A 13,381-nucleotide genomic window follows, 5' to 3' on the forward strand; every position below is an offset into this window, starting at 1 on the left:
TCGCTCGGGTTCAGTGTTCGACGGGCCATTCGCCCGCGCCAAGTGCCGCGATCGCCGCGATTATGCGCCGGAACGCCTCGGCGGCAGCCGGCACGGTGGTGCGGGCGCGCAGGAAACTGTGCACGAGGCGCTTCTCCTCGTGCCAGCTCGCTTTGCCGCCGGCGGCCAGGATGCGGTCGCGATAGGCCTCGCCGTCCGACGACAGCGGGTCGCATTCGGCGGTAACGACAATGGTGGGCGGCAGGCCGGAGAAGTCGGCGGCGCGCAGCGGCGAGAAGGTCGGATCGTCCGGCGCCTGTCTCTTGGCCGAGCGGACGTGGCGGTAGAAAGCGACGTCGCCGGTCGACAGAAGCGGCGCCTCGGCATGCTCGATGTAGGAGCGGGCAGTCTCGTCGCCGCCGAGGCCGGGATAGATCAGCACCTGGCCGGTCGGCCTCTTCGCGCGAGCGCGCGTCGCGTGACTGACCGCCGCCGCCAGATTGCCGCCGGCGCTCTCGCCGGACAGCAGCAGTGGCCCGTTCGCTCTAGCCGCCGCCCATTCGAAGGCGGCCAGAGCGTCGTCGAAGGCGGCGGGGTGGAGATGTTCGGGCGCCAGCCGATAGTCGACCGAGAGCACGGCAAAGCCGGTGCCGGCGCAGATCTCGGCGCAGATGTCGTCATGGCTGTCGAGCCCGCCCAGGATGAAGCCGCCGCCATGGTAATAAAGCACCGTGGCCCGCGCGGCCGTGCCTGCCATCCCGTAGTGCCGCACCGCGATGTTCCGGCCGGGGGCGGCGATGAGGTCGTCGCTCGCCGTCACCCCCGGCGGATAGGGCTGGCGAAGCGCCCGGCACATCCTGTCATAGATCGCACGCTGCTTGGCGATCGGCAGGTCGATCGTCTCGGGCGGATACCAGGCGTTGATGCCGTCTATATAGGCCCACAGCGCAGGGTCGAGCCGCGTCGCGTATTTGCTGCGACCGGTCATTTCAGTGCTGCCCACGGTTTCGGAAGGCATTGCCTCAAAGCTCGCTGTAAAGCCTGGCCGCGTTTTCAAAGCTGAAACGCAGCGGCACCGAGCCCTCGACCTGCCAGACGGCGACGCTCTCGCCAGCCAGCAGCAGGCAGGCGCCGTCGGTGTCGGTGACGGCGCCGCCATAGAGCCGGTTGGCGAGGTTGAGGATTGCGGTCTGGTGCATGGCGGCACTGCCGCTGCCGCAGGCGTCCTTGACCAGCAGCACGCGAAAGCCGCGCGCCACGGCGTCCTTCACGGTGGCATCGATGCAGGCCTCGGTCCACACGCCAGATATGACCAGCCATTCGACGCCGGAAGCCTTGAGCCGATCGGCGGCCGGTCCCGCGCGGAAGGCGCTGGCCTCGGCCTTGATCAGCAGCGCCTCGCCATCAGCAGGCGCCACCTCACGGCAGATCTCGGTCAGCGGATCGCTCTTGTCGGAGAAGGCCGACTTGCCGTCGGTTCCAACAGGGTGAAAGGGCCGCTCCTGCTTGTCGAGATCGACAATGTAGGCCCAGTGATAGAGCGGCACATTGTTCTGCCGCGCCGCCGCCTGCAGCCGCTGGATGTTGGCGAGAATCTTGTCAAAACCCTCGACCAGGTAGCGCGGGTCCTGCCGGTGCTCTTCCTGCAGGTCGATGAAGACAGCGGCCACGGTGCCGCGCTTGACGGAGATAGGGCTTTTCATGCGGATGCGCCTGGCCCCCAAGATACTTCCAAACGCTGGAGGGACAGAGGGGGGCGCCAAGGAATGAGGCGCTCGTTCTTCAGCTGCGATGCGTCGCCGAGGCGGGCAGTGGATGTCAAACCTGTTTCTCCAGAAACTCATCCTCATAGGGGAAGCGCGACAGGAGCTCGGTGCCGGTCTCGGTGATCAGGATTTCATCCTCCAGCTTGACGCCCTCGCGGCCGCCCTTCTCGCCAATATAGCTTTCCACGCTCACCACCATGCCTGGCACGATATGGCCGTCGCGGCCATAGGTCTCGTAGTCCATGGCGTGCGCGATGAAGGGCGTCTCGCCATGCATGCCGACGCCGTGCATGACCGAGGTGTAGCGCTGGTCGACGAAGCGGTCGGGGATCTTCCACGCCTTTTGGGCGATCTCGCGGAAAGCCATGCCCGGCTTCACGATCGAGATATTGTGCTGAACCTGGTCGTGCGCCATGCGGTAGAGCGATTTCTGATAGGGGGTCGGCTTGCCGGGCCCGCAGCGGAAGGTGCGCGAGAAATCCGAATAATAGCCATAGCAGCCGATCGTGTCGGTATCGAGCGCCAGCAACTCGCCTGGCCGGATTTTTCGCCCGCTGGCCTCGTTGAACCAGGGATTGGTGCGCTGGCCGGACGTCAACAGCCGCGTCTCGATGAACTCGCCGCCCTGGCGGATGACCTCGCCATACATGATGGCGAACAGCTCGTTCTCGGAAACGCCGGGCTTGATCGCCTCGCGCACCGCATAGACGGCGGCTTCCGCGCCGGCCATCGACACCTGCAGGCATTTGACTTCCTCCGGCGTCTTGACCGCGCGCACCGCCAGGATCTCGCCCTGGCAATCCCGGACCTCGCAGCCGCGCTTCTCCAGCGCCAGCGCCTGCAAGTGGCTGCAGCGGTCGAGCCCGAGTTTCATCGAGCCGCCGCCATGCTGCTTCAGGAGTTCGGCGATCTCGTCGGCGAAGGGACCGGCGGTCTCGTCGTCGCGGCCCGATACCGACGACCAGACGAGCTTGGAAGGACGCGCCTCGTTGATCGTGTCGAGCACCATCGAGACATGGTAGCTCTGCGGATATTCGAACAGCACGATCGGCCCTTCGGTCGGAATGAAGAAATAACGGGTCGAGTTGCGCAGAAAATAGCCGAACATGTTGCGCGAGCCGGTGGCGTAGCGCTGGTTGTAGGGGTCGAACAGCACCACGCCGCCATAGCCGGCCTCGCGCATCCAACCGCGCAGCTTGGCCAGCCGGCCTTTACGAAGGGCGTCGGCATCGATGAAGGACGGCTCGGTGTCGGACAGCCACATGCCGCCCGCCGGATCGGCCGCCGCGGGGTGGCGCATGCGGTCCTTGAAGTCGACGTCTTCAGTGCTGTCGGGGTCGAATACGACGATGCTCATGGGGGCTGACCTTGGGTGGTTTGCAAGATCAGACCATGGCGCAGGAGATAACGAGGGATTGTGCGGAAAACCGCGCTTGTTGTGCGAGATGCCGCTGGGGTAATAAGAGATGCAGGTGCCAAGCGCCCCCCTTCTGCCCTGCCGGGCATCTCCCCCTCAAGTGGGGAGATTGGCAGCTTTGACCTCGTCGCTTCTTCGGTGAAAATTGGCGAAAGCTGTTGTGACGTTCAATCTCCCCCCTTGAGGGACCCTCGTATGGGAGATGGCCGGCAGGACAGAGGGGGGCGACGTCTCTCAGCGCCAGCAAGACCTCTAATGCCGTCGCGCCAGCTTCGGAGGATGGCCGTGCTCCTCGCGAAAGGCGCGCGCGAAGCTCGACATCGAGGCAAAGCCGCAGGCGAGCGCCACGTCGCGCACGGCGAGCGTCGAGTGCGCCAGGAGATCGGCGGCGCGTTTCAGCCTGAGCCGCCGATAGTAGCCATTGGGCGAGATGGCGAGTTCGGAGCGGAAGGAGCGTTCGAGCTTATCGGAGGAGACGCCGAGCCTGGCCGTCAGCTCCGCCATGCCGAGCCGCTCCTCCACAGCGTCCTCCATGATGGCGATGGCCGACAGCACCAGCTCGTTCCGCACGCCGGTACGGAGGCGCAGCGGCATCAGCTTGCGGTCGACGCTGGAGCGCAGCTGGCTGTGCACGAACCATTCGGCGACGCCGGCCGCAAGCTCGGCGCCGTAGTCGCGGGTGATGATCTCCAGCATCATGTCGAGGCTGCCGACGCCGCCCGCCGAGGTGAAACGCTTGCGGTCGATGACATAGAGGTCGCGCCTCAGCTCGACATTGGGAAAGGCCTCGGTGAAGGCCGCCTGGCTGGTCCAGTGCAAGGTGCAGGCATGGCCGTCGAGCAGGCCGGCGCGGGCGAGGAAGAAGGCGGCGTCCGCCACCGCGCCGATATGGGCGCCACTGCGCAAGCTGCGGCGGATCCAGCTTGCCGCATCCTCGGCGACGAGATGATCGGCATCGCCGCCTGAGCAGACGACGATGCGGTCGACCTTCGGCGCATCCCCGGCATAGAAGCGCGGCTGGATGACGACGCCGTTCGAGGCCTCGACCGCGCCTTGGGTAGCGCCGACGATGATCCAGCGATAGCATTCCCGCTTCGCCAGCACATTGGTCGCGCGCAGCGGCTCGATGACCGAGCTGAACGCCATCATCGGAAAGCCGGGGAAGACCAGCACCGCGAAAGTGAGGGGAGCGTCTGGAGATGTGTCGCGCGTGGCCATAGGCTCTACATCTCGGGCAGATGGGATTTGGGGTCAACGGGGTTGTGGCTGGCTTTCTGCGAAGTTGGCGCTGCCCCTCATCCGCCTGCCGGCACCTTCTCTCCGTATAGTGACGGGGAGAAGGGAGATACCGCAACCCCGGCTCCCTCTTGCCGCCGTTGATAATTGGCGCAAATCGAGACACAGCGCCCCTCTCCCCGTCACTATACGGGAGGATGCCGGCAGGCAGGTAAGGGGCAGCGCTGGCTTGGAGACTGGCTCGTCTCAGCGGGAGCGCCGCCGCTCAGCCCCCCAGCGCCTGCTCCAGATCGGCGATCAGATCGTCGCCATCCTCGATGCCCGCCGACAGCCGCACCAGCGAATCCGATATGCCGATCTCTTCGCGCTTCTCCGCCGGGATCGATCCATGCGTCATAAGCGCCGGGTGTTCGATCAAACTCTCCACGCCGCCGAGGCTTTCGGCCAGCGTGAACAATTGCGTGCGTTCGAGGAAGCGTTTCGTGCCGGCGAGGTCGCGGTCGAGCACGGCTGATATCATGCCGCCGAACGCATGCATCTGCTGGACGGCGACGGCATGCTGCGGATGGCTGGCCAGACCGGGATAGATGACCCGGCGCACATCCTTGCGGGCTTCCAGCCACTGCGCGATCTTGAGGCCGTTCGACGAGTGCCGCTCCATCCTCAGCGCCAATGTCTTGAGGCCGCGCAGGGCGAGAAAACTGTCGAACGGGCCCGAAATGGCGCCGATGGCGTTCTGCAGGAATTTCAGGCGATCGGCCAGATCCTTGTTATCGCCGACAACAGCCACGCCGCCGACCATGTCGGAATGGCCGTTGAGGTACTTCGTCGTCGAATGCACCACGACGTCGATGCCGAGCTCCAGCGGCCGCTGCAAATAGGGGCTGCAGAATGTGTTGTCGGCGACCGAGAGGATGCCCTTGCGCCTTGCAAGGGCTGCGACGCCTTCGAGATCGACGATGCGCAGCAGCGGGTTGGTCGGCGTCTCGACCCAGAGCATTTTCGTCTCCGGGCGGATTGCCGCCTCTATAACCGCAAGGTCGGTGCAGTCGACGAAGCTCACCTTGAGATCGGCGGAGCGCTTGCGCACACGCTCCATCAGGCGGAAGGAGCCGCCATAGATGTCGTCGGTGGCGACGATGTGGGCGCCGGAATCGAGCAGTTCCAGCACGGTGGCGATCGCCGCCAGCCCGGAGGCGAAGGCGAAGGCAGCCGAGCCGCTTTCGAGATCGGCCACCGCGCGCTCGAAGGCAAAGCGCGTCGGATTCTGGCTCCGGGCATATTCAAAGCCCTTGTGCACGCCGGGCGACTGCTGGCCATAGGTCGAGGTGGCGTAAATCGGCACCATCACCGCTCCGGTCAGGGGATCGTGGCTCTGGCCGCCATGGATGGTGCGGGTGGAGAAGGCCAGGCGGTTCTTTCCGGATGCGGTCATCGTGCACGGCGCCTCAAATGGTTGATCAGGTCGATGCGGGTTATCAGGCCGACGAACTCGTCGCCGTCGAAGATGATGGCGACCTCGTTGCGGTCGAATACCGGCAGCAGCGCGTCCAGCGTCTGGCTGGCCTGCAAAGTATGCAGATTGGAGGTCATCGCCGTGCGTACCGGCGCGTTGAAGCGCTCCCAGCGGCCCTCATAGGGGCCGTCGACCTTGGCCAGAATGTCGCTTTCGTCGACGATGCCGACCAGCTTGCCGTCGTCGAGCACCGGCAGCTGCGAGACATCGGAGCGGCGCATGCGGCCATAGGCGTTGAGCAGGCTCTCGTCCGGACCGACATAGACGGTGTCGCCGGTGCGGTGCGTGCGCATCACCAGGTCGCGCAGGTCGCCATGCTGCTCGTGCTCGGCCAGCCCCTGCTCGGCCAGCCAGAAATCGTCGAAGACTTTCGACAGATATTTGTTGCCGCTGTCGCAGACGAAGGTGACGACGCGCTTGGGCGACGTCTGCTCGCGGCAATAGCGCAAGGCGGCCGACAGCAGCGTGCCCGAAGACGAGCCGGCCAGGATGCCTTCCCGGGACAGGAGATCGCGCACCGCCAGCATGCTCTGCTTGTCCGATATGGAATAGGCCTTCTTGACCAGCGACAGCTCGGCATTGGGCGGCACGAAGTCCTCGCCGATGCCTTCCACAGTCCAGCTGCCGGCCTCCACCATCTTGCCGGTCTTGATCAGCGGCGCCAGCACCGAGCCGACCGGATCGGCCAGCACCATTTCCGTCTTCGGCGATGCCTTGGCGAAGAACCGGCCAAGGCCGGTCAGCGTGCCGCCGGAGCCGACGCCGACCACCACCGCGTCGACATCGCCGTCGAGCTGCGAAAAGATTTCCGGACCGGTGGTGGTTTCGTGCGCCTCAGGGTTGGCCGGATTGGCGAACTGGTTGGCGTAGAAAGCGCCGGGCAGCTCGGCCGCGATTTTTTCGGCCATGTCCTGATAATATTCGGGGTGGCCCTTGCCGACATCGGAGCGCGTCATGCGCACTTCCGCGCCCAGTGCGCGCAGGTGCTGGATCTTCTCGCGCGACATCTTGTCGGGCACGACCAGGATGATGCGGTAGCCCTTGGGGATGCCGACCTGGGCCAGCCCCAGGCCCGTATTGCCGGCCGTCGCCTCGACAATCGTGCCGCCTGGCTTCAGCCTGCCCTCCTTCTCGGCCGCCGCGATCATCGACAGCGCGATACGGTCCTTGATCGAGCCGCCGGGATTCTGGCTTTCGAGCTTGATGAACAGCCGGCACTTGCCGGTGTCGAATTGGGTCAGCTCGACCACGGGGGTCTGGCCGATCAGGTCGAGCACCGATCCGTAAGGCGGCCGCAGGCGCGACGTTGCGTTTTCCGAAGCGGCGCTTTCCAAAGGGGCGCTATCCGAGGGCGCAATCTTGTGCCTGCTCATATCGATGCTCCATGATCAAGCGGCCGCCTCGTGCAGGGCGGCAGCGTATCCTCTTTTCCAGCCCTTTGCAGTGGGAAAGAAGATAGATCGTGCCAATCGACCGGCTAGATGGAGAATGAAATTCCGGGTTGCGACGCGCAACGGCTGCAGGACTGTGCGGCACGTCCCCCCCTCTGGCCTGCCGTAGAGCGCCGACGTCAACACTTTACCCCAGCAGCTGCTTGCTCAGCCTCGCACACTGGACGCGAATATCCGGAATGGCGTCGATCTCGAAGAAGGTGCCTCTGGTCAGCGGGCCGACGGCGAGGATTTTCCTGGACACCGTGCCGTCGCCGGCGATGATCTCGCAATTGGCCGTCACGTCGAGGCCGATGCGCAGCGGATCCGGCCGCGCCAGCCCGCGGTCGACCAGCGAGCGCACCACGCTGTTCGACGAGGCCGAGATGTCCCTGACGATACCGGAGCAATCATAGATGCGGGCGACCTCGAACCTCTCCAGCCGCTTGGTGTGGCGCGACTGGACCTGGACCGTGAACTCGCCGCCCGCCGCGATGTCGACGACACGGCCGGCGACGAGGCGGATGCGGCCGGACTGCACGGCTTGCGTGACGCGGGCATGGACCTCGGGCGCCATGCGGTGGCGGTGGATGTCCCACCACGCCTTGGTGTGCTCGACGAAACGACGCTTGGCGGAGGCCGGCCAGTTCTGCCAGATCTTCTGGTTGAACGGGCGAAGGCCGTCGACGACGTCGCGCCAGTCGATGCCGGCCTTCTGGTTTTCCCGGATCAAATCGCGGAACCAGCCGACGAAATAGGAAAGCTGGGTGCCGAGCGGGATATCGGCGACGTCGAGCTTGATCGGATTGCCCTTGCGGTGCGGCGAGGGCAGCAGGCCGCGCCGCGACACCGCGACGATCTCGGCGCGGTGGCCGCGCTGTTCGAGCGCCAGGAATGCGTCGACCATGCTGAGGCCCGTTCCCAGCACCATGACGCTCCGGTCGGGATCGAGCGCGGTGTCGGCCTCCGATCCCATGCGGACCGCATGGCCTTGCCCCATGGCCGGCACCTCGTCATGGCCGGTGGCGAGCACCGCCAGATGGGCGACGACGCTGGTGCCGTTGGCGAGCGCCACTTCGACCCCCGAGGCCGTGGGCGAGATCGACAGGCTTTCCTCATGGATCAGCCGGAGGCGTCCGGTCTCCCTCTCGCGCGCCTCGAGATCGTCCAGCAATTCGCCGAGATAGCGGGCATATATGCTGCGCGGCGCGTAGACCGGCGCCTGCTCGGGCGTTGCCAGGCCGCGTTCCAGCAGCCAGCGCCAGAAATTGCCGGGATCGTCGGCATAGGCGCTCATACCGGCGGCGCTGACGTTCAGCACATGCGCGGAGAGCAATGTGGAATAGGCGATGCCCTGGCCGAAATGCGGGCGCTTCTCGACCAGCGTGACGCGAAGGTCGGGATTGGGCTGTCTCAGCAGATGCGCGGCGAGCACGACGCCGCTGGCGCCGCCGCCGACGATGATGATCGAGTTGCCGCGGCCGCTCATGCCGGCCCCGTGCGACGCGCCGGCGTCAGGCCTTCACCGCAACCGGCAGATCGTCGCTCGCGACCAAGAGGTCGTCGAGGCCCCTTGCGACCCCAAGGTCGTCGAGGCCGATGTCGCGCATCTCGGCGAGGCTGCGCTGGTCGAGCACCTCGGCGATCGCTTGCCGGACTTCCAGCATCAGATGTCGAACCTGGCATGTCGCCTCGTTACAGTCTTCACAGCGCTGGTATTGGGTACGGCTGGCGCAAGGGATCGGCGCCAGCGGGCCGTCGAGCACACGCACGACATGGCCGACCCTGATTTCCTCCGGTGGCCGCGCCAGGCGATAGCCGCCATCCTTGCCTTTGCGGCTCTGCACGAAACCGGCATTGCGCAATTCGCCCAGGATGGCGTCGAGAAACTTCTTCGGGATGCTGTTGCCGGTCGCGATGTCGTTGACGAAGGCAAGCTGCCCGGCCGGCATCCGCGCCAGATGGACGAGCGCCTTGAGGCCGTACTTGCCTTTCTTGGTGAGCATGATCCGAACGTTTCTCTGTCATGCGATGGCTCGAGGCCATCCTTTGCGAAACGCCTGGCGTGCCTCCCGCCGCGCTCAAGCATCCATGACACATAAATTCTACCAACATGATATACAAGCCAATCGCGATTGATCTTGCTTGATTTTCAAGCCATTGCGGCCATTTTGGACCTGACTTGTGACGCCGGGGACACAAACCGTGGCGCGACGGCCCGAGACTGGTGCCGCCGGCGATCGCCGCGATACGGGTGGGTATGACCTCTCATCGCCGCCTCCAGGTTCTATGTCGATAAGTTTACTATACTTAATCGCGAACAGGCGGAACATGTTTTTAAATTCCCATCCGCCTGAAGCATGGATTTGCCTTTCAAGCGGCTGCAGCGTGAATTCTCGTTCGCGATCGGTGGCCGGTAGCGGGGCCGAGCTTCCCGAACGTGATGACGTCGCCACTCTTGAAGCGCCATAGCCGCCAAATCCGCTTGGGGACCTCGGCACCGGCAGCTTTTTCCAACAAATCCAGCCCCGTTAGAAGAATTTAACTCTACACGAACCATAGAATTAGCGAACTATCATGAAGCAATCCGGTTTTCCCCTGTTTCATGGAGCCCTTGATGTCCACCACCATTTCGCGACGCATCCTTCTCCTGTCTACGGCCGCACTTGCCGGCGCCGCCTTCCTCGGCCCGGCTTTTGCCGACGACCTCAAGATCACCATCGGCTACCAGACGGTGGTCGAACCCTCCAAGGTGCCGCAGGCCGATGGTGCCTATGAAAAGGCCACCAAGGCCGCCATCGACTGGCGCAAATTCGATTCCGGCGCCGATGTCATCGCCGCGGTCGCATCCGGCTCGGTCGACATCGGCTATGTCGGTTCGAGCCCGCTGGCGGCGGCGGCGAGCCGCGAATTGCCGGTCCAAACCATCTTCGTCGTCGGCCTGATCGGGCCATCCGAGGCCTTGATCGCACGCAACGGCGCCGGCATAGAGAAGGTCGCCGACCTCGCCGGCAAGAAGGTGGCCGTGCCCTTCGTCTCGACGACGCATTACAGCCTGCTTGCCGCGCTGAAACATGAGAATGTCGACCCGAAATCGGTCGAGATCCTCAATCTCAGGCCGCCGGAAATCGCCGCTGCCTTTTCGCGCGGCGATATCGATGCGGCCTATGTCTGGGATCCGGCGCTCGGCCAGGTCAAGACATCAGGCAAGGTGGTGCTGGATTCCTCCCAGGTCGCCGCCTGGGGCGCGCCGACCTTCGACGCCTGGATCGTGCGCACCGACTTTGCCGAAAAGAACCCGGAAGCGGTGCGCGACTTCGTCAAGGTGACGGGTGCGGCCTATGCCGAGTACCTGGTCAAGCCCGATGCCTGGTCGGCAGCGTCGCCGCAGGCGGCCGAGATCGCCAAGCTGACCGGCGCCAAGGTCGAGGAAGTGCCTGAACTGCTCAAGGGCTATGTCTTCCCGACACTCGAAGAACAAGCCTCCGACAAGTTCCTCGGCGGCGGCACGGTCAAGGCGATCGCGGCCGCGTCCGCCTTCCTCAAGGAGCAGGGCAAGGTAGACGCCGTGCTGCCGGACTATTCGAAATATGTGACATCGAAATACGTCACCGAGGCGCTGGCCTCGAACTGACCCGAGCGTTGGAGCGCCCCATGCCACGACGGGCAGGTGGCGCCCCGATGAGACGCGCACGTCTTTCCTGACGCCGCGTGTCGCCTGTCCCGGAGCCGCTGACGAGGCCCGGCTTCGGGCAGGCGGACTTCAACGAACTCCCTGCGAGGGCTCATGTCGCATCTCGTGCTCGACAGAATCTCGATCCACTATGACGGCCAGCCCGCACCCGCGGTCGAGCGGGTGTCGATCGACGTCGCCAGCGATGACTTCGTCGTCCTTGTCGGCCGTTCCGGCTGCGGCAAGACCTCGCTGCTCAGTGTCGCCGCCGGCTTTGTCGCGCCGGCACGCGGCACGGCCACGATCGACGGCCGGCCGATCGCAGCACCCGGTTCGGACCGTGCGGTGGTGTTCCAGAACGACGCGCTGTTTCCTTGGCTGACGGCGCGCGAGAACGTCGCCTTCGCGCTCAGGCTGCGCGGTGTCGGGCCATCCGAGCGGGCGCGCCGCGCCGACGAATTGCTCGGCCTGGTCAAGCTCACCGATGCCGGCGACAAGCGCATCTGGGAGTTGTCCGGCGGCATGCGCCAGCGCGTCGGCCTTGCCCGGGCACTGGCTGCCGAGCCACAATTCCTGCTGCTCGACGAGCCGCTCGGCGCGCTCGATGCGCTGACGCGCGAGCGTATGCAGACGACGCTGCTCGACCTGTGGACGGCAAGCAAGGTCGGCGTGCTTATGGTCACGCACGGCATCGACGAGGCGCTGGTGCTCGCCACCCGCATCGTGGTGCTGGCGCCCGGGCCGGGCCGGGTGGTGCGGACCTTGGAGCCGGGCTTCTCCAGGCGCTACGCAGCGGGCGAGGCCATCCGCGCCATCAAGGCCGATCCTGGCTTCGCCGCGGCGCGCGGCGAACTGACCGACGCCATCTTCGAGGGAGAGGCGGCATGACCATTTCCTCCTACACCGAACGCTCCGGCTCCAGGACCGAAGAGGCCGACGGCCTGTCGGTGCCATGGTCGCGCCCGGTCCCGAAGCGCAAGGGCGTTTCGGCGCGCATGGTCAGCGCGGCCACCATTCTTCTGGTGCTGGCGCTTTGGACGCTGTCGGCCCGCCTGCAACTGGTGTCGCCGGTATTCCTGCCCTCGCCTGTCGCGGTGTGGAACAAATTCATCATCGTCGCCCGCGATGGCTTTGTCGACGCAACGCTCGTCCAGCATATCGCCGCCAGCCTGGGGCGGGTGTTCGCCGCGCTCATCGCGGCGCTCCTCGTCGGCGTGCCGGTTGGCCTCGCCATCGGCATCAGCACCGTCGGCCGCGGCATTTTCGATCCGCTGCTGGAATTCCTGCGGCCGATCCCGCCGCTCGCCTATCTGCCGCTGGTCATCATCTGGTTCGGCATCGGCGAGCCGTCCAAGGTCCTGGTGATAGCCATCGCCATGCTGGCGCCGGTGGCCTTGTCGACCGCGTCCGGCGTCCGCGGCGTCTCGCAGGAGCGCATCAACGCCGCGCGTTCGCTTGGCGCGACGAGGCGCCAGGTGGTCCGCCACGTGATCCTGCCCAGCGCGCTGCCGTCGATCCTGACCGGACTGCGCATCGCGCTCGGCGCCGGGTGGTCCACGCTGGTCGCCGCCGAACTGGTGGCGGCGACGCGCGGGCTTGGCTTCATGATCCAGTCGGCGGCGCAGTTCCTGGTCACCGACGTGGTGGTCATGGGCATTTTGGTGATCGCGGCCATCGCCTTCGTGCTCGAATTCGCCATCCGCAGGATCGAGCGCGCGCTCGTGCCGTGGGCGGGACGCGAATGATCGGGAAACGGAGATGACGATGACCCATTCCACCGCCATGCTGTTCGCCCATTTTGGCACCTGGCTGCTGGGCCTGACATCCGATGGCAAGGCGATAGAGGAGGACAAGGCGACAAGGGAGGACGGTCCGCGCTCGCCGGCGCCCGTCCGACTCCCGGCCGGGCGTGACCGCCTGCCGCCGCGAGACGAAAGCTTCTACTGGGCCTGGCAGTACTGGTCGCAGTGAGAGCGGCTCAACCGCGCGAACGGTTCGCCCACACGAGCCCGGCGAGACCGACCAGCATGACGACGATGCCGATGGTGAGCCATTGCGACTGGCCGGTCATGAAGCTGCCGCCGATCGCGCCGATGCCTTGCAGCGACCACAGCGCGCCGACGGCCAGCACAATCAACGCCAGCAGATTTTTGATCAGTCTCATTGCCGGATTCTCCCTTCCGAAGTTGATCGGTCGCGTCTTCGCCGTCGCGATGAAAGAGGCAAAGGAATCGGTTCGGCAGCAGCATCTTCTACTTGGATGTTGCCGCTCGATCTTGTCAAACAAGACATGGATATCCGCTGGAACATCATCGTGAGTTGATCGCTGACCGCCGGGAAATCACTGACAGACTGTTACCGGGC

At 65.3% G+C, this 13,381-nt stretch carries 13 protein-coding genes; 4 read left to right on the forward strand and 9 right to left on the reverse strand.

Annotation, left to right across the window (positions count from 1 at the left end; translation table 11 throughout):
• Positions 1-10: 10 nt before the first annotated feature.
• From FJ953_RS25390 to FJ953_RS25425, 8 genes are all read right to left on the reverse strand, one after another.
• The gene (locus tag FJ953_RS25390; protein WP_140491833.1) at positions 11-967 is read right to left on the reverse strand and encodes an alpha/beta hydrolase; all 957 of its coding nucleotides are present in this window, start codon (positions 965-967) and stop codon (positions 11-13) included.
• A gap of 34 nt (positions 968-1,001) precedes the next feature.
• Positions 1,002-1,682, reverse strand: a complete 681-nt coding sequence (locus FJ953_RS25395) for an isochorismatase family protein (RefSeq protein WP_140625308.1) — start codon at positions 1,680-1,682, stop codon at positions 1,002-1,004.
• Between the two features lie 115 nt (positions 1,683-1,797).
• A complete protein-coding gene (locus tag FJ953_RS25400) occupies positions 1,798-3,102 on the reverse strand; it encodes a Xaa-Pro peptidase family protein (RefSeq protein WP_140625309.1) in 1,305 nt (434 codons plus the stop codon).
• 312 nt (positions 3,103-3,414) lie between these two features.
• Positions 3,415-4,380 carry a GlxA family transcriptional regulator gene (locus FJ953_RS25405; protein ID WP_140524457.1) on the reverse strand — a complete coding sequence of 322 codons (966 nt, stop codon included), beginning with the start codon at positions 4,378-4,380 and terminating at the stop codon, positions 3,415-3,417.
• A gap of 283 nt (positions 4,381-4,663) precedes the next feature.
• Positions 4,664-5,833, reverse strand: coding sequence for a PLP-dependent aspartate aminotransferase family protein (locus tag FJ953_RS25410; protein ID WP_140554727.1), 1,170 nt, complete (start codon positions 5,831-5,833; stop codon positions 4,664-4,666).
• Positions 5,830-7,287: a pyridoxal-phosphate dependent enzyme gene (locus FJ953_RS25415; RefSeq protein ID WP_140524460.1), complete on the reverse strand. Its 1,458-nt coding sequence runs from the start codon at positions 7,285-7,287 to the stop codon at positions 5,830-5,832. Before FJ953_RS25415 ends, FJ953_RS25410 begins: the two co-directional genes overlap by 4 nt.
• A gap of 205 nt (positions 7,288-7,492) precedes the next feature.
• The gene (locus tag FJ953_RS25420; RefSeq protein ID WP_140625310.1) at positions 7,493-8,833 is read right to left on the reverse strand and encodes an FAD/NAD(P)-binding protein; all 1,341 of its coding nucleotides are present in this window, start codon (positions 8,831-8,833) and stop codon (positions 7,493-7,495) included.
• 25 nt (positions 8,834-8,858) lie between these two features.
• Positions 8,859-9,350, reverse strand: a complete 492-nt coding sequence (locus tag FJ953_RS25425) for an Rrf2 family transcriptional regulator (protein WP_140625311.1) — start codon at positions 9,348-9,350, stop codon at positions 8,859-8,861.
• A gap of 611 nt (positions 9,351-9,961) precedes the next feature.
• On the opposite strand from FJ953_RS25425, the gene tauA reads away from it, so the two are divergent.
• The 4 genes from tauA to FJ953_RS25445 all read left to right on the forward strand — a co-directional run bounded on the left by tauA (position 9,962) and on the right by FJ953_RS25445 (position 12,988).
• The gene (gene tauA, locus FJ953_RS25430; RefSeq protein ID WP_140625312.1) at positions 9,962-10,978 is read left to right on the forward strand and encodes a taurine ABC transporter substrate-binding protein; all 1,017 of its coding nucleotides are present in this window, start codon (positions 9,962-9,964) and stop codon (positions 10,976-10,978) included.
• 153 nt (positions 10,979-11,131) lie between these two features.
• Positions 11,132-11,905 carry a taurine ABC transporter ATP-binding protein gene (locus tag FJ953_RS25435; RefSeq protein ID WP_140625313.1) on the forward strand — a complete coding sequence of 258 codons (774 nt, stop codon included), beginning with the start codon at positions 11,132-11,134 and terminating at the stop codon, positions 11,903-11,905.
• On the forward strand, positions 11,902-12,762 hold the full coding sequence (locus FJ953_RS25440) for an ABC transporter permease subunit (protein ID WP_140625314.1): 861 nt from the start codon (positions 11,902-11,904) through the stop codon (positions 12,760-12,762). The genes FJ953_RS25435 and FJ953_RS25440 overlap by 4 nt, the downstream gene beginning before the upstream one ends.
• A 19-nt stretch (positions 12,763-12,781) precedes the next feature.
• Positions 12,782-12,988, forward strand: coding sequence for a hypothetical protein (locus tag FJ953_RS25445; RefSeq protein ID WP_140491853.1), 207 nt, complete (start codon positions 12,782-12,784; stop codon positions 12,986-12,988).
• 7 nt (positions 12,989-12,995) lie between these two features.
• Here FJ953_RS25445 and FJ953_RS30615 read toward each other — a convergent pair whose 3' ends face one another.
• Positions 12,996-13,181 (reverse strand): hypothetical protein, encoded by a 186-nt coding sequence (locus tag FJ953_RS30615; RefSeq protein WP_181167265.1) that lies wholly within the window; start codon positions 13,179-13,181, stop codon positions 12,996-12,998.
• Positions 13,182-13,381: the final 200 nt, after the last annotated feature.

The sequence above is a fragment of the Mesorhizobium sp. B2-3-6 genome (assembly GCF_006442305.1).
GTDB lineage: Bacteria > Pseudomonadota > Alphaproteobacteria > Rhizobiales > Rhizobiaceae > Mesorhizobium.